Origin of the sequence: Microcella humidisoli, assembly GCF_024362325.1 — a bacterium.
Lineage (GTDB): Bacteria > Actinomycetota > Actinomycetes > Actinomycetales > Microbacteriaceae > Microcella > Microcella humidisoli.
Map to the genome: position 1 here is coordinate 1,876,896 of NZ_CP101497.1, position 25,161 is coordinate 1,902,056.

Consider the following 25,161-nt stretch of genomic DNA (forward strand, 5'->3'; position numbering starts at 1 on the left):
GTACCCCGACTGGGGTACACGAATCTTCGTCAAGACCTGGAGCGCGGTGCCCCTGCGTCGTACAGTGATGTTCGGAAAACGAACCGGCCGCATACCCGAAACGGCCCGAGCGTTCCCCGACTAGCACGGAGCAACCCGAATCGCCCCGTGGTGCAGGACCGAGACTCGATTCCCCCCAATCGCGAGTACCGGTCCTGTTCGTCGTTAACGGCCCCCGAGCGCCGTGCGAGCTTCGCGCGAGCTCCTCTCGTGCCGCCCGCCGGGCTGGAACCGGTTCCCGATCGCCCGCGCACTCGCCTAGAGTGAAACGCGGGGTGCCCCCACCACGCCCCGTGCCGAGGAGTGATGAGCGTGAAGGCGATCCGCCGCTTCACCGTCCGTACCGTCCTGCCCGAGTCGCTCGCCGCCGTCGCGGCGCTCGCCGCCAACCTGCGCTGGTCGTGGCACGAGCCCACCAAGGCGCTGTTCGCGCGCATCGACCCGCAGCGCTGGGAAGACCTGGACCACGACCCCGTGGCACTGCTCGGCGCCGTCGACCCCGCCCGCCTCGACGAGCTCGCCGCCGACAGCGCGTTCATGGCCGAGGCCGAGGCGCTGCGCGCCGACCTCACCGCCTACCTCGAGCAGCCGCGCTGGTACCAGTCGCTGCCCGACGCCCCGCAGCGCATCGCCTACTTCTCGCCCGAGTTCGGCATCGCCTCGGCGATTCCGCAGTACTCGGGCGGTCTCGGCATCCTCGCCGGCGACCACCTCAAGAGCGCGAGCGACCTGGGCCTGCCGCTCATCGGCGTCGGCCTCTTCTACCGCGCCGGCTACTTCCGCCAGGCGATCGACCGCGACGGCTGGCAGAAGGAGAGCTACCCGCTCATCGACCCCGATGGACTCCCGATGCAGATGCTGCGCGAGCACGACGGCAGCGCCGTGCGCATCTCGCTGCGCCTGCCCGGCGGCGACGCCCTGCACGCGCGCGTCTGGCAGATGCAGGTCGGCCGCGTCGTGCTGCTGCTGCTCGACACCGACATCCACGACAACAGCGACGAGCTGCGCGGCGTGACCGATCGGCTCTACGGCGGCGGCGGCGAGCACCGACTGCTGCAGGAGCTGCTGCTCGGCATCGGCGGCGTGCGCGCGATCAAGCGCTACGTCGACGTCACCGGCACTCCCGCCCCCGAGGTGTTCCACACCAACGAGGGCCACGCCGGCTTCCTCGGCCTCGAGCGCATTAGCGACCTCATCGCCGAAGGCCTCTCGTTCACCGAGGCCCTCCAGGTCGTGCGCGCCGGCACGCTGTTCACCACCCACACGCCGGTTCCCGCCGGCATCGACCGCTTCGACGGCGAGCTCATCGAGCGCTACTTCTCGACCGATCTGCTGCCCGCCGTGAGCGCGCCCGACGTGCTCGCGCTCGGCACCGAGGACTACGAGGGCGGCGACCCCGCCGTCTTCAACATGGCGGTCATGGGCCTGCGCCTCGCCCAGCGCGCGAACGGCGTGAGCAAGCTGCACGGCGACGTCTCGCGCGGCATGTTCGGCGCCCTCTGGGAGGGCTTCGATCAGGATGACGTGCCGATCACCTCGGTGACGAACGGCGTGCACGCCCCCACGTGGACCGATCCGCGCATGGTCGCGCTCGCGAAGGAGAAGCTCGGCACCTACGAGACCTCGTCGTGCGACTGGCGCTCTGAGGCCGTCACCGACGCCGACCTGTGGGCCGTGCGGCGCGCCATGCGCGAGCAGCTCGTGACCGACGCGCGCGAGCGTGTCACGGCGGCCTGGGCCGAGCAGAACCCGGGCGTCGCCGCGCCGAGCTGGATGGGCGAGCTGCTCGACCCCGACGTGCTGACGATCGGCTTCGCGCGCCGCGTGCCCACCTATAAGCGCCTGACCCTCATGCTGCACGACCCCGATCGCCTGCGCGCGCTGCTCACGCACCCCGAGCGCCCCGTGCAGCTCGTCATCGCGGGCAAGTCGCACCCCGCCGACGACAGCGGCAAGGCGCTCATCCAGAAGCTCGTGCAGTTCGCGGCCGATCCCGAGCTGCGCCGCCGCATCGTCTTCCTGCCGAACTACGACATCGGCATGGCGCGGCTGCTCTACCCGGGCACCGACATCTGGCTGAACAACCCGCTGCGTCCGCTCGAGGCGTGCGGAACATCCGGCATGAAGGCGGCCCTCAACGGATCGCTGAACCTGTCGATCCTCGACGGCTGGTGGAACGAGTACTACGACGCCGAGAACGGCTGGGCCATCCCCACGGCCGACGCCGCGGGCGACGGCGCCGAGCGCGACAAGCTCGAGGCCGAGGCCATGTACGACCTCATCGAGCACCAGATCGCGCCGCGCTACTACGACCGCGACGCCGAGGGTCTGCCGCGCCGCTGGCTGCAGAGCATCCGGCACACGCTCGCGACGCTCTCGCCCGAGCTCTCGGCCGACCGCATGGTGCGCGAGTACGTCGAGCGGCTCTACGTGCCCGCCGCGCACGCCGAGCGCGCCATCACGGCCGATGACCACCGGCCGGCGCGCGAGCTCGCGGCCTGGAAGGCGCGCGTCGCCGCCGAGTGGCCGCACGTGTCGGTCACGCACGTCGAGTCGGGCGGGGTGCAGTCGCCGCAGGTCGGCGACGAGCTCAAGGTGCGCGCGCACGTGCAGCTCGCGGGCCTCTCGCCCGACGACGTGCTCGTCGAGGTCGCCTTCGGGCGCGCCCGCAACGGCGACGACCTCGTGGATGTTCGGCGTCAGCCGCTCGAACTCGCCGAGCACGAGCTGGGCCAGCCCGCGACGTTCGTCGGCATGGTGCCGCTCGCACGCTCGGGATCGTTCGGCTACAACGTGCGGGTCACCCCGAAGCACGCGCTGCTCGCGAACCCGGCCGAGCTCGGCCTCGTCGCCGTCGCGCACTGATCGCTGGCGGCGGGGCGCTCGCGGGCGCCCCGCCGTCTGTGCCGCCGCCGCGGATCAGCGGGCGATATCAGCCAGCTGACCGCTCGTGACGCGCAGCAGGTCGTCGGGCGCGAGCTCGATGTCGAAACCGCGCCGGCCGCCCGAGACGTAGACGGTCTCCCACAGCGCGGCCGTCTCGTCGAGCACCGTCGGCAGGGCGGCCTTCTGACCGATGGGCGAGATGCCGCCCACGACGTATCCGGTCTTGCGCTCGGCCACGGAGGGGTCGGCCATGACGGCGCGTTTGGCTCCGACGGCCGCGGCGAGCGACTTGAGGTCGAGCATCCCCGTGACCGGCACGATGCCGACGACGAGTCGGCCGTCCGCCTCGGCGAGCAGCGTCTTGAACACGCGGTCGGGGTCGAGCCCCAGCGCGTGCGCGGCCTCGAGGCCGTAGTTCGTGGTGGCGGGGTCGTGCGCGTACGTGTGCGCGGTGAACGGGATGCCCGCCGCGACGAGCGCCACCGTCGCGGGCGTGCCCGGCCCGCTCGCCCCGGGCCGCGCGCCCGCCTGCTTGACCATGCCCCGACCGTGCACTCAGCCGTGCGCGCGGAACAGCAGCATCGACGCGGGGCCGACCGCGAGGGTCTCGCCCGGGGCGTGCTCGGAGACGAGCTCGCTGATGTCGTCGTGCGAGCTGTCCCACAGCAGCGTGTAGCCGTCGACGCCCTCGTGCGCGGGAAGCGTGACCTCCACGGGCTCCTCGATGCCGTGCACGATGAGCAGGATGCGGTTGAACTCTTCGAACTCGGGCGTCGAGGCGGCGAGGTACTGCAGGGTGCGCTCGGCGGGGGAGTCCCAGTCCTCCATCGTCATCGCGAGGCCCTCTTTGTTGTACCAGTCCATCTGGGTCGCGTTCGGCACCGTCTCGCCCCAGCGGCCGTAGCGCACGGGGCGCAGGGCGGGGTTCTCGCGGCGAAGCCGCAGCAGGCGCTGCACGACGCGGTACAGGTCCTGCTGCCAGCCCTCGTGATTCCAGTCGAGCCAGGTGAGCTCGCTGTCGTGGCAGTAGGCGTTGTTGTTGCCCCGCTGGCTGCGGCCCACCTCATCGCCCGCCGTGATCATGGGCATGCCGGCGCTCAGCAGCAGGGTCGCCATGAGGTTGCGCATGGCCTTGCGCCGCGCCGTCGTGATGGCCGGGTCGTCGGTGAGTCCTTCCACTCCGAAGTTGTAGGAGCGGTTGTTGTCGGTGCCGTCGCGGTTGTCTTCGCCGTTGCCGATGTTGTGCTTGACGTTGTAGGCGGTCAGATCGGCCACGGTGAAGCCGTCGTGCGCCGTGATGAAGTTGACGCTCGCGAGCGGCCCGCGCTCGTGGGCGAAGACGTGGGCGCTGCCGGTGATGCGCCGTGCGAGCGACCCGATGCCTTCGGGCGCCGTGCCGTGCTCCCGAGCTGCGCCGGCATCCGTCAGCCAGAAGGCGCGCGCGCGATCGCGGAACCCGTCGTTCCACTCGTGGTAGCCGTGCGGGAAGTGGCCGACCTGCCAGCCGCCCATGCCGACATCCCAGGGCTCGGAGATCATCTTGACGCCCTGCAGCGCCGGGTCGTCGAGGATCGCCCGCAGCAGGGGATGCTCGGGGTCGAACTCGGCGTTCGCCCCGCGTCCCAGAGTGGCCATGAGGTCGAAGCGGAAGCCGTCGACCTGCACCTCGTTCGCCCAGTAGCGCAGCGAGTCGAGCACGAGGCGCTGCGCGGCCGGGAGCGAGAAGTCGATCGTGTTGCCGCAGCCCGTCGTATCGATGTAGGCGCCCTCGGGGGTCTGCCGGTAGTAGCTCGCGGCATCGATGCCGCGGAAGCTCGTCGTCGGACCCTCCGGTCCTTCCTCCGAGGTGTGGTTGTAGACGACGTCGAGCACGACCTCGAGACCCGCCTCGTGCAGCAGCTTGACCATGCCCTTGAACTCGCGCAGCACCGCGCCCGTGCCGCCGAACTGCGCCGAGCGGGTGGCGTACGCCGCGTGCGGCGTGAAGAAGTTGAGCGTGTTGTAGCCCCAGTAGTTGACGAGCCCCTGGCCTTGCAGTCGCTGCTCGCTCACGAACTGGTGCACCGGCAGCAGCTCGATGGTCGTGATGCCGAGCTCTTTCAGGTAGCCGATCGTCGCGGGGTGGGCGAGCCCGGCGTAGGTGCCACGCAGCTCGTCGGGCAGCTCGGGGGCGAGCTTCGTGAGGCCCTTGACGTGCGCCTCGTAGAGCACCGTGTGATCGAGGGGGATGCGCGGCTTCTGCACGCCCGCCCAGTCGAAGGCGTCATCCTGCACGTAGCCGCGCCAGTCGCCATCGGGCGTGCGCGCGAGACCGCGCGCGTAGGGGTCGAGCAGCACGCGCTCGGGGTCGAAGGCGTGGGTCGGCCCCGTGGGGCCGTCGACGCGAAGGCCGTAGCGCACACCCGGGGCGAGCGACCGGGTCGTGATGTGCCAGATGCCCGATTTCATGCGGTGCAGGTCGTGGGTCTCGGCGATCCACGTCGGGTCGTCGGGCGCGAAGATGCACAGCTCGACGGCGGTCGCGTGAGCGCTGAACACCCGCAACTCGCCGCCGCGGGCGGTCTGCCGCACGCCGAGATGCCCGAGGGGGTCGTTCGAGGCCATGCGTCTTAGGCTAGGTCAACGCGAGACGAGCGCTGTTCACCGCCGCCGCATCGACCGTGCGCCGAGAGGAGGCCCGCGTGATCTACCTCGACCATGCCGCCACCTCACCCATGCCGGCCGCCGTTCGCGACGCCTACGTCGAGGCGCTGCAGCTCGTCGGCAACCCTTCGTCGATCCATGGGGCGGGCCAGCGTGCGCGCGCCGCGGTCGACGACGCGCGGGCCCGCATCGCCTCCACGCTCGGAGTCGACGCGATCGAGCTCACGCTCACGGGTGGAGGCACCGAGGCGGTCAACCTCGCCATCAAGGGGATGTTCTGGGCGCGCAACGCGAGCGCCTCCCGACGACGCATCCTCGTGCCGCGCACCGAGCACCACGCGGCGCTCGACGCCGTCGAATGGCTCGCCGCGCACGAGGGGGCCGAGCTCACGTGGCTCGAGGTCGACGCGCTCGGTCGGCTGCTGCTCGACGGCTTTTCGGAGGCGCTCGGCGACGGATCCGATGTCGCCCTGCTCACGATGCTGCACGCCAACAACGAGGTGGGCACGCTGCAGCCGGTGGCCGAGGCCGCCGCGCTCGCCGCGGCCGTCGCCGTGCCCGTGCACGTCGACGCGATCGCGGCCTACGGGCAGGTGCAGCTCGATCCGCTGCCGCCGGGGGTCTCGGCGCTCTCGATCTCGGCGCACAAGATCGGCGGCCCGGTCGGGGTCGGGGCGCTCGTGCTGCGCCGTGGTGCCGAGGTCGTGCCGCTGCAGCACGGCGGCGGGCAGCAGCGCGGGCGATCGGGAACCATGGACGCCGCGGGCGCTGTGGCTTTCGCCGTCGCGGCCGAGCTCGCGCACGCCGAGCTCGCCGAGCGGGCCGCGCACAAGCGTGCGCTGCGGGAGCGGCTTGCGGCGGGCATCCGGAGCGCGGTGCCGCAGGCCGTGCTGCATGGTGCCGCCGGCACCGCGGCTGCCGGCACCGCGGCCGCCGAGCCCGACCCCGTGCGAGCCGCAGAGCTCGACGCGCTCGCTCTGCCCGGCACGCTGCACCTGACGGTGCCCGGCGCCGAGGGCGACTCGCTGCTCATGTTGCTCGACGCGCGCGGCATCGCCGTCTCGACCGGCTCGGCCTGCCAGGCCGGGGTGCCCGAACCCAGCCACGTGCTGCTCGCGATGGGTCTCAGCGAGGCGGATGCTCGCGGCGCGCTGCGCATCACGATCGGCCCGGCGACGACGGTCGACGAGATCGACGCCCTGCTCGCCGCGCTGCCCGAGGCGGTCGAGCGTGCGCAGGCAGCGGGGCTCGCAGGGCAGCAGCCGCGCCTCGGGCGCTAAAGTCGCTGCGCCTCCGCCGCCGAGAGCGTCGCGCCTCGGGCGGTGAGCGCGGTCTCGCCGACCGTGCGCCGAGCATCCACCCGGCGGCGCCGCGTACCCTGGAGGCATGCGGGTTCTGGCAGCGATGAGCGGCGGCGTCGATAGCGCCGTCGCGGCTGCGCGCGCCGTCGACGCGGGCCACGACGTCGTCGGCGTGCACCTCGCGCTCAGCCGCATGCCCGGCACGCTGCGCACCGGCAGCCGTGGCTGCTGCACGATCGAAGACAGCCTCGATGCGCGTCGCGCGGCCGAACTGCTGGGCATCCCGTTCTACGTCTGGGACTTCAGCGAGCGCTTCCGGGCCGACGTCGTCGACGACTTCATCGCCGAGTACGCCGCGGGCCGCACCCCCAACCCCTGCATGCGCTGCAACGAGCGCATCAAGTTCGCCGCGGTGCTCGAGAAGGCGCTCGCCCTTGGATTCGACGCGGTCGCGACCGGGCACTACGCCCACATCGTCACCGACGAGGCTGGCAACCGCGAGCTGCACCGCGCTTCCGATGAGGCGAAAGACCAGTCGTACGTGCTCGGCGTGCTGACGACCGAGCAGCTCGCGCACGCGATGTTCCCGCTCGGCACGACGCCGTCGAAGGCCGTCGTGCGCGCCGAGGCGGCCGCGCGCGGGCTCACGGTCGCGCAGAAGCCCGACAGTCACGACATCTGCTTCATCCCGGACGGCGATACGCGCGGCTGGCTCGCCGACCGCATCGAGCCCGTCGAGGGCGCGATCGTCGACCGGTCCGGGGCCATCGTCGGTGCGCACGATGGGGCGACGAGCTTCACCGTCGGTCAGCGGCGCGGACTCAACCTCGGCGTACCTGCGCCCGATGGTCGTCCGCGCTTCGTGCTCGAGGTGCGCCCGCGCACGAACGAGGTCGTCGTCGGGCCGCGCGAGGCGCTCGCGATCCGCGAGCTCGCCGGGCGCCGCTTCACGTGGGCGGGGCTCGACCCGATCGCGAGCGGCATCACGAGCGCTGATCTTGCTGCTGATCCCGCCCCCGACCCCGATGCTCCGGATGCCCTCCTCCCGTTCGACTGCCACGTGCAGGTGCGGGCTCACGCCGACCCCGTGCCCGCGGTCGCCCGCGTGATCGTGGTACCCGCCGAGGCCGACGAGCCGGATGCGCCCGCGAGCCGCGAGCTCGTCGTCGAGGTGCACGAGCCGCTGCTCGGCGTCGCGCCGGGGCAGACGGCCGTGATCTACGTGGGGACGCGCGTGCTCGGCCAGTGCACGATCGACCGCACGGTCAGCGCTGTGCCGGTGGGGTCTGCCGCTCTCTAGACTGGCGCCGTGACCGCCGAGCTGCTGCGCCTGAGCGATGTCCCGCGCGAGCGCCCGGGCGCTGACCCCGCCGCCTTCTGGCCGCGGCTCACCGCGGCGACGGCGCACCTCGACCCGCCGCTCGGCGTCATCGATCGCGCGGCCCTCGCGTACAACGCCGCCGACCTCGTGCGTCGTGCCGGGGGAGTACCGATCCGGGTGGCGAGCAAGTCGATCCGCGTGCGCGGCGTGCTCGATGCCGTGCTCGCGCGCCCCGGCTTCGCGGGAGTGCTCGCCTACACGCTGCCCGAGGCGCTGTGGCTCGCCGACCCCAGCCAGCCCGGCGGCGGCATCGACGACGTCGTGCTCGGATACCCCACAACCGATCGCGCGGCCCTCGCGCGGCTCGCCGCCGACGAGCAGCTCGCCGCGCGCGTGACGCTCATGATCGACGACGTCGCCCACCTCGACCTGGTCGACGCGGTCGTCGCGCCGGGGGCGCGGCCGAGCATCCGCATCGCCCTCGAGCTCGATGCGAGCTGGCGCGGCCCGCTCGGCCACCTCGGCGTGCGCCGCAGCCCGCTGCACGAGCCGGCGCAGCTCGCCGCCCTCGCCCGTGCGGTCACCGAGCGCCCCGGCTTCACGCTCGTCGGCGTCATGGCCTACGAGGCGCAGATCGCGGGACTCGGCGACGCGCCTCCGGGCCGCCCCCTGCGCGGCGCGCTCGTGCGCGGCATCCAGCGCCGATCGCGCGCCGAGCTCGCCGAGCGTCGCGGGCGCGCGATCGCGGCGGTGCGCGCCGTCGCCGAGGAGGCCGGCACGCCCCTGCAGTTCGTCAACGGCGGCGGCACCGGGTCGCTCGAGTCGACCGCCGCCGACCCGAGCGTCACCGAGCTCGCCGCCGGCAGCGGCCTCCTCGGCCCGCACCTGTTCGACACCTATCGCGGCTTCACGCCCGCGCCGGCGGCGGCCTTCGCGCTGCCCGTCGTGCGGCGCCCGACCGACGGCATCGTCACGCTGCTCGGCGGCGGCTGGATCGCGAGCGGGCCACCCGCCGCCGACCGTCTGCCGCAGGTGGTCTGGCCCGAGGGGTTCCGGATGCTCGGCGCCGAGGGTGCCGGCGAGGTGCAGACTCCGCTGCGCGGGCCGGCCGCCCGCACGCTGCCCGTCGGCGACCGGGTCTGGCTGCGCCACACGAAAGCCGGAGAGCTCGCCGAGCACCTCGATGCCTACGTCGTCGTCGACGGCGAGCGGGCGACGGGCGAGCTGCCGACGTACCGCGGCGAAGGGAAGGTGTTTTTGTGAGCGAGACCCGCGCGACCGAGATGGCCGCCGCACCGGCGACCGAACCCCGCGCGAGGCGCGCACACGCCCCGCGCCCGTGGCGCAACTGGACCCGCACCGAGCAGGTCACGCCCGTGCGCGTCGAGCGGCCCGCGAGCGGCGACGAGGTCGTCGCGGCGATCGCCCGTGCTCGCGCCGACGGACTGCCCGTCAAGGCGATCGGCTCCGGCCACTCATTTACGGGCATCGCCGTCGCCCCGGGCGTGCAGCTCGACCTGACCGACCTCGCGGGCATCACCCGCATCGACGCCACCACCGGCCTCGTGACGCTCGCCGCGGGCACGAAGTTGCACGCCGCCTCCGCCATGCTGCACGAGCACGGTCTCGCCTTCGAGAACCTCGGCGACATCGACGTGCAGTCGATCTCGGGCGCGCTGAGCACGGGCACGCACGGCACCGGTCGAGCCTTCGGCGGCCTCGCCACGCAACTTCGGAGCGTGACGCTCGCGACCGCCGACGGCCGCCTGCTGCCCGTCAGCCCCACCGAGAACGCCGAGCTGTGGCCGGCCGCGCGCCTCGGGCTCGGCGCCCTCGGGGTGCTCGTCGACCTCACCGTGCAGACCGTGCCGACGTTCGTGCTCGCGGCGGACGAGCATCCGGAGCCCCTCGATGCCGTGCTCGACGACTGGCCGACCCGCTCTGCGCAGGCCGACCACGTCGAGTTCTACTGGTTTCCGCACACCCGGCTCGCGCTCACGCGCAGCAACACGCGGCTGCCCGCCGACGCCTCGCGGCAGCCGGTCGGCCGCGTCAAACGCTGGGTCGACGACGACCTGCTCGGCAACGGGCTCTACGAGGTGCTCTGCCGCATCGGCTCGATCGCTCCGGGCACGATCCCGGCGTTCAACCGGCTCGCGAGCGGGGTCGCCTTCAACCGGCAGGTCGCCGACTACTCGCACCGCGTGTTCGCGAGCGAGCGAAAGGTTCGGTTCCGCGAGATGGAGTACTCGGTGCCGCTCGACGCCGTCGCCCCCATCCTGCGCGAGCTCGACCGGGTCATCGAGCAGAATAGCTGGCGCATCTCGTTCCCCATCGAGGTGCGGGCGACGGCCGCCGACGACGTGTGGCTCTCGACCGCGCACGGCCGCGAGAGCAGCTACATCGCCGTGCATCGCTACCACCGCGAGGATGCTCATGACTACTTCACGGCCGCCGAAGCGATCCTGCGCGCGCACGACGGACGCCCGCACTGGGGCAAGCTGCACACCCGCGCCGCCGCCGACCTGCGGCCCGCGTACCCGCGCTTCGACGACTTCCTCGCCGTGCGCGACCGGCTCGACCCTGATCGGGTCTTCACCAACGACTACCTCGACCGCGTCCTGGGTTCCTGACAGGGGTCGCTCCTAGACTGTGCGCGTGGCTGAGACCCCCGAGATCGATGTGGATGCCCGCGGTGTTGATGACCTGACGCGCGACGAGGCCCGCACCGAGGTCGAGGCGCTCACGAGCCGCATCCTCGAGCTGCGCGACGCCTACTACGCGCGCGACACCGTGCTGGAGGACGACGCCACCTACGACGCCCTCGTGCGGCGGCTCGAGCTCATCGAGCACGCGTTCCCCGAGCTGCAGAGCCAGGACAGCCCGACGCAGACCGTCGGCGGCGTCGCCGAGACGACCCTCTTCGCCCCGGTCGAGCACGCCGAACGCATGCTGAGCCTCGACAACGTGTTCAGCGCCGAGGAGTTCGCCGAGTGGGCCGCGAAGGTCGAGCGCGACGCCGGCCGGTCGGTGCGGTGGCTGTGCGAGCTCAAGATCGACGGCCTGGCCCTCAACCTGCGCTACGAGCGCGGGCAGCTCGTCACGGCCGCCACGCGCGGCGACGGACGCGTGGGCGAAGACGTCACGCAGAACGTGCTGCGTGTGGCGGGCATCCCGACTCGGCTCGCGGGCGACCCCGACGAGCTGCCCGACCTCGTCGAAGTGCGCGGCGAGGTCTTCATTCCGAAGGCGGCGTTCGACGAGCTCAACGCCCTGCAGCGCGAGGCGGGCGAGCGCGAGTTCGCCAACCCGCGCAACGCGGCGAGCGGCAGCCTGCGCCAGAAGGCGGAGGGCAAGAACGACGAGCAGCTCGCGCGCATGCGCGATCGCCTCAGCCGACTCCGGATGCTCGTGCACGGCATCGGCGCCTGGCCGAACCCGCCCGTCACCGCGCAGAGCGAGGTCTACGGCCTGCTCGAGCGCTGGGGTCTGCCGATCAGCAGCCACTTCCGCGTGCACGACAGCGCCACCGACGCCGCCGAGTACATCGCCTTCCACGGCGAGCACCGCCATGCCGTCGAGCACGAGATCGACGGCGTCGTCGTGAAGGTCGACGAGCTGGCCCTGCACGGCGAGCTCGGCGCGACGAGCCGCGCCCCGCGCTGGGCGATCGCCTACAAGTACCCGCCCGAGCAGGTCAACACGACACTGCTCGACATCGTCGTGAGCGTCGGCCGCACGGGTCGCGCCACTCCCTTCGCCGTGATGGAGAAGGTGCGCGTCGCCGGCAGCGAGGTGCGGCAGGCCACGCTGCACAATCAAGACGTCGTCAAGGCGAAGGGCGTGCTCATCGGTGACACCGTCGTGCTGCGCAAGGCCGGCGATGTGATCCCCGAAGTGCTCGGGCCGGTCGTCGAGCTGCGCGACGGCACCGAACGCGAGTTCGTCATGCCGACGAACTGCCCCGAGTGCGGCACCGAGCTGCGGCCCGCGAAAGAGGGCGACATCGACCTGCGCTGCCCCAACGCGCGCAGCTGCCCCGCCCAGGTGCGCGGTCGCGTCGAGCACATCGGCAGCCGCGGGGCCCTCGACATCGAAGGGCTCGGCGAGATCAGCGCGGCAGCGCTCACGCAGCCGCTGGTTCCGGATGCTCCGCCCCTCGTCACCGAAGCCGCACTCTTCGACCTCACCGTCGAGCAGCTGCTCCCCATCGAGGTCATCGTGCGCGACGCCGAGACCGGGCTGCCGAAGCTCGACGACGACGGCGAGGCCAAGCGTCGGTCGCCGTTCCGGCGGGTCGAACAACGCTACGGACCCGAGGCCGCCGGGCTCGACGCCGGCGAGCTGCGCGCGCGCGGCATCCGCAAGCAGGCGGTCACTGTGCCGAGCGCGCTCGCGACGCAGCTGCTCGACGAGCTCGAGAAGGCGAAGACGAAGCCCCTGTGGCGGCTCCTCGTGTCGCTCAACATCCGTCATGTCGGGCCGGTCGCGGCCCGTGCGCTTGCCGACTGGTTCGGGTCGCTGGAGGCGATTCGCGCGGCGAGCCTTGACGAGCTCGCGGCGGTCGACGGCGTGGGTGCGATCATCGCCGAGGCGGTGCAGGAGTGGTTCGCGGTCGACTGGCACGTCGAGATCGTCGAGCGCTGGGCTGCCGCCGGCGTGCAGTTCACGACGCCCGGCCACGCCGGGCCCGGTGCGGCCGCCGCGGCCGGGGGAGTGCTCGCGGGGCTCACCGTCGTCGCCACCGGATCACTCGAGGGCTTCACGCGCGAGGGAGCCCAGGAGGCCATCATCGCGGCGGGCGGCAAGGCGGCCAGCAGCGTCTCGAAGAAGACCGACTTCGTCGCCGCGGGGCCCGGAGCCGGCTCGAAGCTCGCGAAGGCCGAAGAGCTCGGTGTGCGCATCATCGATGCCGCGCAGTTCGCGGTACTCGTGCGCGAGGGGCCCGATGCCCTGGGTCTTGACGAGGGCGCGACGTCCTGAGCAGCGCCCGACGCCCTGCGTCTCGATGAGGGTGCGCCGTCCTGAACCGCGCCCGATGCTCTGGGTCGCGATGAGGGTGCGACGTCCTGGGCCGCGCCCGACGCCCTGATGACGCCCGTGTAACGGCTGGATGTCGGTTGAGAAGAATGTTCAGTACACCCCCCCAAAAGGGGACATTCTTCGCATACCATGGAAAAACGCTGATGGGACCGTCTCGGGGGATGCCCGGACCATCGCGCAAAAGGGGAAACGGGCGTGCTGTTCGACGCGACGGCAGTGTTGATCGCCTCGCTCACCGTGGCCACGGTGGCGGGGAACCCCGTCGTGCACGCAACCGTCCCCTCGAGCCCGCCCATCAGCATCACGACCCCCGCAGAAGTGCGGGAGATCGACCTGCCCACCAGTCAGCAGCAGAGCGTTAGCGCCTCGGCTCCCGCCACCCCCCGGTCGGCGACGAGCATCGCGAACCTCACCGGTGCCTCCCTGCTGCAGGCCCTCACCGCGATGCCCCCCACCGCGGTGAGCGACTATGTGGAGGCGAACCCCCGACGCCTCCACGACCTGCTCGCGGCGCCCCCCGGCGCCCCGCAGGTGGCCGGCTGGTGGGCAGGTCTCGATCGCACGGCGCAGCGCGCGCTCGCCACCGCCGCGCCCGAGCTCATCGGCAACCTCGACGGCATCCCCGTCGCCGTGCGCAACGACGTCAACCGCGATGTGCTGCGGTCGACCATCCGTGAGCTGGAACTGGGCGGGGCGGATGCGGGGCGCGCGCTCGCGACGCAGAACCTGCAGCGCCTCCAGATGCTCTACGCGATCGCCGACGCCCTCGGGCCCGCCTCCGCCAACCCGCCCCGGTCGCTGCTGCAGCTCGACACCCACGACGCCGGCAAGGTGGCGATCGTGCTCGGCGATCTCGACACCGCCGACTACGTCAGCTACCTCATGCCCGGCATGTTCATCACCGTCGGCGGCAACGTCGTCGAATGGACGGAGACGGCCGCCCGGCTCTACGAGGAGCAGGTCTCGTGGCTCTCGCTGCTCGCCGAGGCGGGCGCGAGCGACGAGGCCGAGACCGTGGCGACCGTCGCCTGGATCGGCTACCAGACCCCCCACCTGCTGAACGTCGGCAGCCTCGACCTCGCCTACGAGGGTCGGGATGCGATCGCGAGCGCCATCGACGGGCTGCAGACCCTGCGCGGCACCGACCAGCCCTTCATCTCGCTGCTTGCGCACTCCTACGGGTCCACCGCGGCGATGCTCGCACTGAGCGGCAGCACCTCGGTCGACGCTCTCGCGATGATCGGCTCGCCCGGAGCCCCCGTCACGGGCGTCGACGACCTCAACGTGCGCGGCGACGTCTTCGTCGGTGAGGCGGCGTGGGATCCCATCCCGAACAGCTCGTTCTTCGGATCCGACCCGGGCTCGACCGAATTCGGTGCCCGCATCATGAGTGTGGCCGGCACCGTCGACGTCATCACGAACCGCGTGCTCACCGCATCCATCGGCCACAACTACTACTGGGGTGTGGGCACCGAGTCGATGCGCAATCTTGCGCTCATCGGCATCGACAAGGGCGAGCTCGTGACCGATGGCTCGCAGCGCGATGCCGGGCGCACGCTCGCCCTGCTGCTCTAGGTGCCTCGGCGCGGGGCGGCCGCGCCCCCGATCGCCGCGGTGCCGATCGAGGTGTCGCTCGCGGTGCCGCTCGTGCGGGCGCTCGTGCGAGTCGCGGCCACGACCCGGTCGCGCGGGAGGCGCGGCGACTACCCTGGGCCCATGCGCCGACGCTTCGTGACGACTCTCGCGGTCGCGGTCGTCGCTCTGGGGCTCACCGGATGCGCGGTGCAGTCGTCGACGCCGGTCACCGACCTCGAAGCCCGAGAACGCTTCCTCGCGGTGCTCGACGAGGCGCAGCAGCTCATCGGCGGCGACTGGCAGACCATGGATGATCCGACGCCGCGCGCATGCGTCATCCCCCTCTGGGTGGCGGGTGAGCGCTACCCCGCGCTGCGGGTGGGTGAGGCGCCGCGGTCGGTGGAGGCGGCGGCCGCTCGAGTCGAGGACGCGTGGACCGATGCCGGTATGCGGGTGACGCGCACGGCCATCGGCGATGTCGTCGAAGTCAAGGGCGAGAGTGCCGACGGGGAGCTTGTGGTGCTGCGCGTCAGCGAGAGCGCGAGCACGCTGCTCGGCGAGAGCGAGTGCCGGCCGGTCTGAGCCGCGCCCGTCTCACCCCTCCACGAGGGGCCTCGCGACCTCAGCCGTGTGCGAGGCGTGCCGCGACCTCAGCCGTGTGCGATGCGTGTCGCGACCTCACCCCTCCACGAGCAGGTCGAACTCGAGGCGCACGCTCGGGCCGATGAGCTCGACGGTGTCGGAGTCGAGGCGTCGGGCGCTCGTCACGCCGGCGAGAGCATCCAGGTACCGCTGTTCGAGCTCCATGACGCCCTCGTCGAGGCACGCCATCTCGGTCTGGAACAGCTGCTCGACCCGCAACGGCTGCTCGACCTCGGCGACGGTGCCGACGACCGTGCCGCCGTAGGTGTTGCAGGCGGCGACGCCGGAGATCGCATCCCCCTGCACGATCATGGTGATGCCGCCGACCGCGAGGTCGAAGTCGCCCGCGGTGTCCTCGCCCGAGACGAGTCCCCAGTCGCCGCCGAGGCCCGCGCCCGATCCGATGCCGAGAGCGGAGCATCCGGCGAGCAGCGTCGCGGCCGACAGCGTGAGCGCGACGGCTGCGAGCGCGGTGCCGCGGCGGGCGGTGCGGCGGGCGGTGCCGGTGGTTGTGCGGATCGTGCTGCTGCTGCTGCTGCTGCCGCCGCTGCCGCTGCCGGTGCTGCCGCTGCTGCCCGTGCGGCCGCTGCTGGTGCTGGTGCTGGTCATGATGCCTCCCGTCGACGGGTGGGCGGCGTGCGCCGTCTCTACTCTTTCAGACGACCGGCACGGCCGAACCGTTGGGGTGCGCTCAGTAGACTGGAGCATCCCCGCCGAAGGTCACCCTGGCAGCCCCATGTCTGAGAGGCACCATGTCTGAGATCACCCCCGAGCGCGTGGCGCACCTGGCGTCGCTCGCGCGCATCGCGCTGACGCCCGACGAGATCGAGCAGCTGACGGGCGAGCTCGGAGCCATCGTCGACTCGGTCGCGAAGGTGCAGGAGGTCGCGACACCCGAGGTGCCGGCGACGAGCCACCCGATTCCGCTGACGGGCGGGCTGCGGGTCGATGAGCCGGGGCAGACGCTCTCGACCGAGCAGGCGCTCGCCGGGGCGCCCGACCACGACGGCAGCCGTTTCCGTGTCACCGCGATCCTGGGGGAGGAGCAGTGAGCACCGCGGCATCCTCGGGAGCCGGCGCAGGCTCCTCCACGGACCTCACGCGCACCTCGGCCGCCGACCTCGCCGCGCACCTCGCCGCGGGCGAGATCTCGAGCGTCGAGGTGACCCAGGCGCATCTCGACCGCATCGGCGCCGTCGATGGCGACGTGCACGCCTTCCTGCACATCAATGCTGCGGCGCTCGAGACGGCTGCGCAGGTCGACGCCGATCGCGCGGCCGGGGTCGCGCTGCCCGCGCTCGCGGGGGTGCCGATCGCGATCAAAGACGTGTTGTGCACGCTCGACATGCCGTCGACCTCGGGTTCGAAGATTCTCGAGGGCTGGATTCCGCCCTACGACGCGACGGTCGTCGCCCGTCTCCGCGCCGCGCGCATGATCCCGCTGGGCAAGACCAACATGGACGAGTTCGCCATGGGGTCGAGCACCGAGCACTCGGCGTACGGTCCGACGAAGAACCCGTGGGATCTCACGCGAATCCCCGGCGGTTCCGGTGGCGGTTCAGCCGCGGCGGTGTCGGCCTTCGAGGCGCCGGTCGCGCTCGGGAGTGACACCGGCGGCAGCATCCGTCAGCCGGCCGCGGTCACCGGGTCGGTCGGCGTGAAGCCCACCTATGGCGGTGTGAGCCGGTACGGCGCGATCGCGCTCGCCTCGTCGCTCGACCAGGTCGGGCCGGTGTCCCGTTCGGTGCTGGATGCTGCGCTCGTGCACGACGTCATCGGCGGGCATGATCCGCGCGATGCCACGAGCATCCCCGACGCGTGGCCCTCGATGGCGGCGGCCGCGCGGGCCGGCCAGTCGGGTGACGCCCTGAAGGGCGTGCGTGTCGGTGTCGTGAAGCAGCTCGAGGGCGAGGGATTCCAGGCGGGCGTCAAGTCGGTCTACCACGAGACGCTCGAGCTGATGGCGGCGGCGGGTGCCGAGATCGTCGAGGTCAGTGCGCCGCACTTCGAATATGCAGTCGCCGCGTACTACCTGATTCTGCCGGCGGAGGCGTCGAGCAACCTGGCGAAGTTCGACTCGGTGCGGTTCGGGCTGCGGGCCGAGGTGCCGGGTGGGACGGTCGAGGACGTGATGGGGGCGACGCGCGAGGCCGGGTTCGGGCCTGAGGTGAAGCGACGGATCATCCTCGGCACGTATGCGCTGTCGGCGGGCTACTACGACGCCTACTACGGCAGTGCGCAGAAGGTGCGCACCCTCATTCAGCGTGATTTCGCGGCGTGTTTCGAGCAGGCCGACATCCTGGTGTCGCCGAGTGCGCCGACGACGGCGTTCCGGTTCGGTGAGAAGCTGGCGGATCCGCTGGCGATGTACCTCAACGATGTGACGACGATTCCGGCGAACCTGGCGGGAGTGCCCGGCATGGGGCTGCCGATGGGGCTTGCGCCGGAGGATGGTCTGCCGGTGGGGCTGCAGCTGATGGCGCCGGCGCGTGAGGATGCGCGGCTGTACACGGCGGGTGCGGCGATCGAGCAGCTGCTCGAAGCGCAGTGGGGCGGGCCGCTCTGGGCGAAGGCTCCGGAGCTGCGTCAGGCCTAGTAGGCACGGGCGCCGTTCGGGATTCCGCCTGAGCCGCACTTGCGCCCCCGAGTTCTCGCGCCCGCGCATCTGCGCCAGGGTGGGCGCCTTTAGCTCGCGCCCGCGAGGGCGCGCTCGCGTTCGATGATGGGGCTCTTGCTGGGGGCGGGGATCGGTCTCTGCTCGGGGTCGATCGATCTCGGCGGGATCAGCACCAGGTCACCGGCCATCCCCGTGCGTCCCACAGATTCCCGGCGTCGTTCGAATCGCCAGCCGTTGTTGTGCAGCAGCAGGTGATGGTGCCGGCAGAGCAGCACTCCGTCGGCGAGGTCGGTCGCTCCGCCCTCGGACCAGGGGACGATGTGGTGCGCTTCTGTCCACGATGGCGGGCGTTCGCAGCCGGGGAACCGGCATCCGCCGTCGCGCGCGGCGAGGGCGAGCCGCTGCCGTCGGGTGTAGAGCCGCGTCTCGCGGCCGAGCGCCACGACGTCACCCCGCGCGTCGATGACGATGGGGACGACCCCGGAGGAGCATCCGTGCCGGTCAGCGGTGTCGATGCTCACGGGCTCGGTCTGGCCGTCGATGCGCGCGAGGCCGCGGCGGGCGCGCACGTCGCGTTCGGCGACGATGACCTGCACGGCGGGGGAGCGCGTGCCGATCACTTCGGTCGGGGCGACGTCGCCGCCGATGCGCACGAGCTCGACGAGCGCATCGAGCGCGAGCTGCTCGGTCGTGCGCGCGTCGCGCGTGATGCGCTCAGCGCGCTCCACCTCGCCGGGGCTCACAAAACGTGGGCCGCCGCGGCGGGGCGAGGTCGCGCCGTCGACGGCGTCGCGCACGAGGGCCGCCGACTCGGGGTCGAGCAGTCCGCTCAGGCGGGTCATGCCGTCGGCTTGGCGGCTGAGGAAGAGGTAGCGCCGATCACGCAGCGACTGCTCCCGTTCGGCGACGAGTTCGGGCTGGCCGTCGAGGTCGAGCAGTGCGCGGGCGTTGCGCGCGCGCACCGCCAACTGCTCGAGCGTGAGCAGGGCTGCTTCGGCGACGAGCTGGGTCGCGGCGGATGCGAGCTGCGCTGCGGTGACGTGGTCATCAGGCTCGCCGAGCGACCGAGCGATCGTGTCGCCCGCCTCGACGCTCACTCGCGCTTCGGAGACGGCTGCGGCGATCGGCTCGAGCCACGGGCGTGCGGGGGCGGCAGGCTCACTGTCAGTCGCCCCCAGCATCGACCCCACGCGCACGAGGGCGGCGGCGTCGCGCGCGCTCGTTCCGGTCAGATGCTGAACGAGAGCCTGCGGAGTGCGGCTGCCGAGCCGTTGAGCGAGACCGTCATGACCGAGCGAGTGGTGCGAGCGCCGGGCGATCTCGTCGGCGACGACCGCGAGGTTAGTGTCGGTGCGACGCCGCAGTTCGGCCAGACGGGACTGCAGATCGAGCAACGCCTCATCAGCCAACTGGCCCACGAGTGCCCCCGCGTAGAGCCCGAGCGCCGGCACGTCGAACATCGCGTCAGCACCCGGAGGGGTGATCGTCGCGGTGTTCGAATGAGGCATGCTTCATTCTCTCGCAGGGTAGAACTGGTGTACAGAGCGTGAGTGAAACTCGTGGATAAGAAGTTCTGGGGCGGCTTGTGGAGGAGGGGCGGGGTTCGCTGGCAGCCGGGGAAAGCGCGCGAGGCAACGGACGGCAGGGCGCCCGGAGGCGGCGTGCATTGGCTGCCGGGAACGTCGGCAGGGCGCCCAGAGGCGGCGTGCGTTGGCTGCCGGGAACGGCGGGTGGGCGCCCGGAGGCGCGGACGGCGTCAGCGATCGGGCGGGAAGGAGGAACCGGCGGGCGGGCGGCGGCCGGCGGTCGCTCTCGTGCAGGCGCCAGCGGCGGTAGGGCAAACTCCACAGGCCCGCGGACGCGCAGCACCCGCGGAGGGGCAGCCGACCCGAGAACCCGCGAGAACACCCGAGACAGAGCATCCACCCCCCTGCAAGAATCGCTCTCGATGCCGACCCGCCTGATCACCCTCGCCGCGTACACCGCGCTACCGCTCGCCGGCGTGCTGCTGCTGGGCTGGGATTGGCGCGAGATCATCCTGTTGTACTGGCTCGAGAACATCAGTCGCGGGGTGGCGATGGTGATCACGATGATCCGGTCGGCGGATGCGCCGGGCGGCGACGACCCCGCGCACATCGGCGAGCTGCGCGTCAATGGCCGGCTCGTGCGCGGCCCCGGCGCCGGGCGAGAGCTCGCGAGCTTTTTCGCCCTGCACTACGGAATCTTCACGCTCGTGCACGGCGTCTTCGTGCTGCTGCTCGTGGCCGGCGTCTTCCTGCCAACGGCCGCCGGGCAGAGCCCCGTCAACTGGCTCACCGCCCTGCTCGTCTGGATCATCGGCGGCACCGCCCAGGTGCTCGCCGCCCGTTTCGGCCCCCTGCCCGAGCAGCGCGGGCAGCGCCTCATGCTCAGCGCCTACCCCCGCATGATCGTGCTGCACGTGAGCGTCATCGTGGGCATCGTGCTCATCGCCACGTTCGATTGGCCCGCCGCCGCGGCTGTGCTTCTCATCGGCCTGCACGCGCTCGTCGACGGTGCGGGGTGGATGCTCTCCGCCCGCCGCGACCGAGCGCGAGCATCCTGACCCCACCGTCAACGCCCGTAGGATTGACGCATGGCGCGCGCGGAACTCATGGACTTCGACAAGGCACTGGAACTCTTCGAGCCCGTGCTCGGCTTCGAGGTGCACGTCGAGCTGAGCACGAAGACGAAGATGTTCAGCGACGCCCCGAACCCGGCTTTCAGCGGCAACGCCGTGACCGAGCCGAACACGGCGATCACCCCGGTCTGCCTCGGCCTGCCGGGCAGCCTGCCGGTGGTCAACGAGCAGGCGGTGAGCTACGCCATCTCGCTGGGCCTCGCGCTCGGCTGCCAGATCGCCGAGAGCAGCACGTTCAGCCGCAAGAACTACTTCTACCCCGACACCCCGAAGAACTACCAGATCAGCCAGTACGACGAGCCGATCGCGTTCGAGGGCGAGGTCGAGGTCGAGCTGCCCGATGGCCGCCTGTTCACGGTGCCCATCGAGCGCGCCCACATGGAGGAAGACGCCGGCAAGCTGACGCACGTCGGCGGGTCGACGGGCCGCATCCAGGGCGCCGAGTTCTCGCTCGTCGACTACAACCGCGCGGGCGTTCCGCTCGTCGAGATCGTGACGAAGCCCATCATCGGCGCCGAGGCCGACGCGCCCGCGCTGGGGGCGGCGTACGTCTCGCTCATCCGCGACATCGCGCGCGCCCTCGGCATCAGCGAGGCCCGCATGGAGCGCGGCAACCTGCGCTGCGACGCCAACGTCTCGCTGCGTCCGCGCGGGCAGGAGAAGCTCGGTACCCGCACAGAGACCAAGAACGTGAACTCGTTCAGAAGCGTCGAGCGCGCCATCCGCTACGAGATCCAGCGGCAGGCGGCGATTCTCGCGGCCGGCGGCGAGGTCCAGCAAGAGACCCGTCACTGGCACGAAGACACCGGCACGACCTCACCCGGACGCGTCAAGAGCGACGCCGACGACTACCGCTACTTTCCCGAGCCCGACCTGCTGCCGGTGGTTCCTGCCCCGGCGCTCATTCAGCAGCTGCGGGATGCTCTCCCGGAGGCCCCGGCCACCCGCCGACGCCGCCTGAAGGAAGAGTGGGGTTTCAGCGACCTCGAGTTCCGCGACGTCGTCAACTCAGGCCTCTTGGTCGAGGTCGACGAGACGGTCGCCGCCGGAGCTGCCCCCCAGCAGGCCCGCAAGTGGTGGACGGGCGAAATCGCCCGCATCGCCAACGCCCAGAACGCCGAGCCCGCCGCCCTGATCACGCCGGCGGATGTCGCGGCCATCGTCGCCCTCGTCGACTCCGGTGCCCTGACCGACCGTCTGGCGCGTCAGGTCGTCGAAGGTGTCATCGCGGGCGAGGGCACGCCGGCCGAGGTCGTCGAGTCGCGCGGCCTGCAGGTTGTCTCGGATGACGGCGCGCTCATCGCGGCGATCGACGCGGCGCTCGCGGCGCAGCCGGATGTTCTCGAGAAGATCCGCGAGGGCAAAGTGCAAGCGGCCGGGGCCGTGATCGGTGCCGTCATGAAGTCCATGGGCGGCAAGGCCGATGCGGCGCGCGTGCGCGAGTTGGTGCTGGAGCGGGCGCAGGCCTGACGCCGACCGTGATCGTCGAGAGCTCAGCGTCGCTCGTCATTACGAGTTCGACAATGACAGTCGAGCAGATCACGGAGAAGCTGGGCATCGAGCCGGCGGCCAGTCGCAATACTGGTGACCCACACGGTGCGCGCCGGCCAGAGGCGAGCGGAGTCGTCGTCCAGCGCACGGCACGCGAGACCTTCTGGCGGCTCGACTCCGGCGAGGGTCGTGACACCGACTCGTCTAGCAGCCTGGTCGCGCTGGTCGATCTTCTGCGTGACAAGCGCGACAACCTCGCGTCGCTCAGACCGATGTGCACCACGACCATCATCTGGGGCGGCTTCAGCGATAGCGACCAAGGCGGGTTTGTGTTCCCGGCCGCACTGCTCGATGAACTCGGCGCGCTCGGGTGCGACCTGCACGGCACTGCGTATCTGAGTGAAGGCGAGTCCGCTGGTGAGCTCTGAGAAGCGTGGTTGGCGCTCGCCCCTCTTGGTGGCTGGGCTCGCTGTACTTGTGTTCGGGGGCTTGGCTTCTCTCTTCCTCATCGCGCCGCCAGGGTCACGGGTCTACGAGTCGCGTTTCTCCATCGCACTGCTTGTCGCATCAGTCGGTGTTGTTGTGGTCGTGGTCGCGGTGTGGCTCCTTCGGCCTGGAAGCTGGTACCTAGGACGACTTGCGGCGCTCGACCAAGAACTCTCGCGGCTGGTTGGTGAGCCCGTCCAGCTGTTCGTCGGCACTACGAGTTTCGACGGCCTCGATGTTGCGCCGGAGATCGCAACGATCAGGAATGGCCGCCGCTCCATCTGGCGGTGCGCGGTTGGCCCCCGTGGCGTCGCAATCGGCCGCCCCGGCAATGTTCCGCGGTGTGTCGTGGTGTCCGATGTCAGCGATGAGGTAACGGTCGAGGTTGGCGGTCCAGGAGGAGGCCCCCTTGCCTGGCGAAATGAAGTGACCCCCCAACTACTCATGCGCATCGTGAGACCGTCGGGCACCCTCACGATCACCTGGGACAGGCTCGTGAGCCCCAGCCGCGGAAAGTCAGTGCGCGACGTCAACGAGGTGGCCGAGCTCGTCACCCAGCTAACCGCCGTGCTTGGGGCCAGAAGCGCTGAGCCTCCGGCCTAGTCCCGTCAATGGATGTCGCGCACTTAGTCGCTAGAACAACGCCCTAACAGCGGCTTCCTGCCGTGACCCCTCGATGCGCCGAACCTCTAAGTCGCGAGCGACGACCTCGATGACCTGTTCCTTGGCGAGAACAACGTGATGCACGAGGTCAGCGAACCGGCGTGAGTCGTGCTGCGGGTGCACGCTGTTCTGCTTCTCGAGCATCGCGACCAGCTCGCTGTTGCTCACCTCACCAATCCACACGACGTCCTCAAGGCCCTTGCCATACAAGCGATGCCCCGAGATTGCTTCGTCGTTCGGGCCGCCTATCGAGCTGTAGTGAGTCCCGGTCCAGACCAGCATGACCGTGCGTTGGTCGGTGTCGTCCACTCGGGGTCTCAGTGCAAGCGCTGCGCCCCTGTCGTCTGCGACGAGCACCGCGTCCGGGTCGTTCGGATCCCACACAACGCCGAGGTCGACGGCAACAACTTTCTCGGACATGGCCTCACGTTAGTGCAGTCGCCCTCGTCGACTCCGGTGCCCTGACCGACCGTCTTGCGCGTCAGGTCGTCGAGGGCGTCATCGCGGGGGAGGGCACCCCTGCTCAGGTCGTCGAGTCGCGCGGCCTGCAGGTCTTCTCCGACGACGGCGCCCTGATCGCGGCGATCATTGCGGCGCTCGCGGCGCAGCCGGATGTTCTCGAGAAGATCCGCGACGGCAAAGTGCAGGCGGCCGGAGCCGTGATCGGTGCCGTCATGAAGTCGATGGGCGGCAAGGCCGATGCGGCTCGCGTGCGCGAGTTGGTCTTGGAGCGGGCGCAGGCCTAGCCTGAGGCTGTGTGCCGCTCGCGGCATGTGCCATCGACGGCGCCCTTGACCGGGAGCACCGTCACCCCTCTGCGGCAGACTGACCCGGTGCGAGCATCCGCAGACGACACCATCACCTACGACTTCACGGCAGAGCTCTACGAGTGGACCGGCCCCGCCGCCTGGCACTTCGTCACCGTGCCCGTCGCCATCAGCGACGAGATCGACGCGCGCACCTACGGCCTCACGAACGGGTTCGGCAGCGTGCGGGTGCGCGTGCGCATCGGTGGCAGCGAATGGGCGACGAGCCTGTTCCCCGACGCGAAACTGCAGGCCTACGTCCTGCCGGTGAAGAAGGCCGTGCGGCAGGCCGAGGCGCTGATCGCCGGCGATGAGGCACGTGTGCACATCGAACTGGTCGACGTCTCGTGACCCACGTCTTCCTCTTCCGCGCCGTCAACGTCGGCGGCACCGCCAAGCTGCCCATGGCCGAGCTGCGGGCGCTCGCCACCGAGCTCGGAGCCACCGACGTGCAGACCTACATCGCCTCGGGCAACCTCATCGCCGCGCCGCCGGGCGACCCGCTCGCATTCGCGCGCGACCTCGAGAATCAGGTCGAGACCCGCTTCGGGTTCCGTCGCGAGGTCATCGTGCGTGATGCGGCGGCGTTGCGTGCGGCGCGGGATGCGCATCCCTTCGTCATCGTCGACCCGGCCTTCTCGTACCTGGTGCCGCTGGCCAGCGCCCACGTCGACCCCACCGCCGCGGCGGAGGTGCCGAGCGGAGACGACGATTGGGCGCTCGTCGGCTCCGACCTCCACGTGCGCTACGCCCACGGCGCGGGCCGCGCCGAGCTCGACCTCGCCCGCCTGCTGCGCGCCCTCGGCGTCGTCGGCACGGCGCGCAACCTGCGCACGGTCGACGCGCTGCTCGCCCTGCTCGACCGCCAACCCGTGACAGAACCGTGACCCCCGCCAGCGCGACACGCCCGGGATGCATGAGCTAGTGTCGTGATTCGCGCCTGCACACGGCAGGCGGCGAAACACGAGCGTCTGCACTCTGCCGGCGCC

The 25,161-nt window shown here is 71.3% G+C and carries 21 protein-coding genes and 1 pseudogene; 17 read left to right on the forward strand and 5 right to left on the reverse strand.

What is annotated here, in order from left to right:
• Positions 1-351: 351 nt before the first annotated feature.
• Entirely contained in the window at positions 352-2,904 is a 2,553-nt protein-coding gene (gene glgP, locus NNL39_RS09075) for an alpha-glucan family phosphorylase (protein ID WP_255158969.1), read from the forward strand.
• A 54-nt stretch (positions 2,905-2,958) separates the two neighbouring features.
• Here glgP and ybaK read toward each other — a convergent pair whose 3' ends face one another.
• Positions 2,959-3,465, reverse strand: a complete 507-nt coding sequence (gene ybaK, locus NNL39_RS09080; RefSeq protein ID WP_255158970.1) for a Cys-tRNA(Pro) deacylase — start codon at positions 3,463-3,465, stop codon at positions 2,959-2,961.
• Between the two features lie 15 nt (positions 3,466-3,480).
• A complete protein-coding gene (glgX, locus tag NNL39_RS09085) occupies positions 3,481-5,529 on the reverse strand; it encodes a glycogen debranching protein GlgX (protein ID WP_255158971.1) in 2,049 nt (682 codons plus the stop codon).
• A 77-nt stretch (positions 5,530-5,606) separates the two neighbouring features.
• Between glgX and NNL39_RS09090 the strand changes: the two genes are divergently transcribed.
• The 7 genes from NNL39_RS09090 to NNL39_RS09120 all read left to right on the forward strand — a co-directional run bounded on the left by NNL39_RS09090 (position 5,607) and on the right by NNL39_RS09120 (position 15,390).
• Positions 5,607-6,848, forward strand: a complete 1,242-nt coding sequence (locus NNL39_RS09090) for a cysteine desulfurase family protein (protein ID WP_255158972.1) — start codon at positions 5,607-5,609, stop codon at positions 6,846-6,848.
• Positions 6,849-6,954: 106 nt separating this feature from the next.
• Positions 6,955-8,169, forward strand: a complete 1,215-nt coding sequence (gene mnmA, locus NNL39_RS09095; RefSeq protein ID WP_255158973.1) for a tRNA 2-thiouridine(34) synthase MnmA — start codon at positions 6,955-6,957, stop codon at positions 8,167-8,169.
• 9 nt (positions 8,170-8,178) lie between these two features.
• On the forward strand, positions 8,179-9,453 hold the full coding sequence (locus tag NNL39_RS09100; protein ID WP_255158974.1) for an alanine racemase: 1,275 nt from the start codon (positions 8,179-8,181) through the stop codon (positions 9,451-9,453).
• Positions 9,454-9,473: 20 nt separating this feature from the next.
• Complete coding sequence (locus NNL39_RS09105; RefSeq protein ID WP_255160922.1) at positions 9,474-10,823, forward strand: D-arabinono-1,4-lactone oxidase; 1,350 nt, start codon at positions 9,474-9,476, stop codon at positions 10,821-10,823.
• Positions 10,824-10,896: 73 nt separating this feature from the next.
• Entirely contained in the window at positions 10,897-13,173 is a 2,277-nt protein-coding gene (ligA, locus tag NNL39_RS09110; RefSeq protein WP_407665170.1) for an NAD-dependent DNA ligase LigA, read from the forward strand.
• 255 nt (positions 13,174-13,428) lie between these two features.
• On the forward strand, positions 13,429-14,808 hold the full coding sequence (locus tag NNL39_RS09115) for an alpha/beta hydrolase (RefSeq protein ID WP_255158975.1): 1,380 nt from the start codon (positions 13,429-13,431) through the stop codon (positions 14,806-14,808).
• Positions 14,809-14,949: 141 nt separating this feature from the next.
• Positions 14,950-15,390, forward strand: a complete 441-nt coding sequence (locus NNL39_RS09120) for a hypothetical protein (RefSeq protein WP_255158976.1) — start codon at positions 14,950-14,952, stop codon at positions 15,388-15,390.
• A 96-nt stretch (positions 15,391-15,486) separates the two neighbouring features.
• Here NNL39_RS09120 and NNL39_RS09125 read toward each other — a convergent pair whose 3' ends face one another.
• Positions 15,487-16,059, reverse strand: a complete 573-nt coding sequence (locus NNL39_RS09125; protein WP_255158977.1) for an META domain-containing protein — start codon at positions 16,057-16,059, stop codon at positions 15,487-15,489.
• Positions 16,060-16,202: 143 nt separating this feature from the next.
• Between NNL39_RS09125 and gatC the strand changes: the two genes are divergently transcribed.
• The gene (gene gatC, locus NNL39_RS09130; protein WP_255158978.1) at positions 16,203-16,502 is read left to right on the forward strand and encodes an Asp-tRNA(Asn)/Glu-tRNA(Gln) amidotransferase subunit GatC; all 300 of its coding nucleotides are present in this window, start codon (positions 16,203-16,205) and stop codon (positions 16,500-16,502) included.
• A complete protein-coding gene (gene gatA / locus NNL39_RS09135) occupies positions 16,499-18,046 on the forward strand; it encodes an Asp-tRNA(Asn)/Glu-tRNA(Gln) amidotransferase subunit GatA (RefSeq protein WP_255158979.1) in 1,548 nt (515 codons plus the stop codon). The genes gatC and gatA overlap by 4 nt, the downstream gene beginning before the upstream one ends.
• 89 nt (positions 18,047-18,135) lie before the next feature.
• On the opposite strand, the gene NNL39_RS09140 is transcribed toward gatA, so the two are convergent.
• Positions 18,136-19,575, reverse strand: coding sequence for an HNH endonuclease signature motif containing protein (locus NNL39_RS09140; RefSeq protein WP_255158980.1), 1,440 nt, complete (start codon positions 19,573-19,575; stop codon positions 18,136-18,138).
• A 440-nt stretch (positions 19,576-20,015) separates the two neighbouring features.
• Here NNL39_RS09140 and NNL39_RS09145 point away from each other — a divergent pair, with 440 nt between their 5' ends.
• From NNL39_RS09145 to NNL39_RS09160, 4 genes are read left to right on the forward strand one after another with little or no spacing between them, the layout of a single operon-like run.
• On the forward strand, positions 20,016-20,651 hold the full coding sequence (locus NNL39_RS09145) for a DUF6498-containing protein (protein ID WP_255158981.1): 636 nt from the start codon (positions 20,016-20,018) through the stop codon (positions 20,649-20,651).
• Between the two features lie 30 nt (positions 20,652-20,681).
• Positions 20,682-22,196 carry an Asp-tRNA(Asn)/Glu-tRNA(Gln) amidotransferase subunit GatB gene (gene gatB / locus NNL39_RS09150; RefSeq protein WP_255158982.1) on the forward strand — a complete coding sequence of 505 codons (1,515 nt, stop codon included), beginning with the start codon at positions 20,682-20,684 and terminating at the stop codon, positions 22,194-22,196.
• An 8-nt stretch (positions 22,197-22,204) separates the two neighbouring features.
• The gene (locus NNL39_RS09155; RefSeq protein WP_255158983.1) at positions 22,205-22,645 is read left to right on the forward strand and encodes a DUF4279 domain-containing protein; all 441 of its coding nucleotides are present in this window, start codon (positions 22,205-22,207) and stop codon (positions 22,643-22,645) included.
• Positions 22,635-23,306 (forward strand): hypothetical protein, encoded by a 672-nt coding sequence (locus NNL39_RS09160; protein WP_255158984.1) that lies wholly within the window; start codon positions 22,635-22,637, stop codon positions 23,304-23,306. Before NNL39_RS09155 ends, NNL39_RS09160 begins: the two co-directional genes overlap by 11 nt.
• A 30-nt stretch (positions 23,307-23,336) precedes the next feature.
• Here the strand turns inward: NNL39_RS09160 and NNL39_RS09165 are convergent, their stop codons facing one another.
• Complete coding sequence (locus tag NNL39_RS09165; protein ID WP_255158985.1) at positions 23,337-23,675, reverse strand: hypothetical protein; 339 nt, start codon at positions 23,673-23,675, stop codon at positions 23,337-23,339.
• 134 nt (positions 23,676-23,809) lie between these two features.
• Between NNL39_RS09165 and NNL39_RS09170 the strand changes: the two are divergent.
• The 3 genes and pseudogenes from NNL39_RS09170 to NNL39_RS09180 all read left to right on the forward strand — a co-directional run.
• Positions 23,810-24,112 (forward strand): annotated as a pseudogene (locus NNL39_RS09170) (Asp-tRNA(Asn)/Glu-tRNA(Gln) amidotransferase subunit GatB); the annotation flags it as partial.
• Between the two features lie 87 nt (positions 24,113-24,199).
• Positions 24,200-24,523, forward strand: coding sequence for a DUF1905 domain-containing protein (locus NNL39_RS09175; RefSeq protein ID WP_255158986.1), 324 nt, complete (start codon positions 24,200-24,202; stop codon positions 24,521-24,523).
• Entirely contained in the window at positions 24,520-25,059 is a 540-nt protein-coding gene (locus tag NNL39_RS09180) for a DUF1697 domain-containing protein (protein WP_255158987.1), read from the forward strand. Before NNL39_RS09175 ends, NNL39_RS09180 begins: the two co-directional genes overlap by 4 nt.
• Positions 25,060-25,161 lie beyond the last annotated feature (102 nt).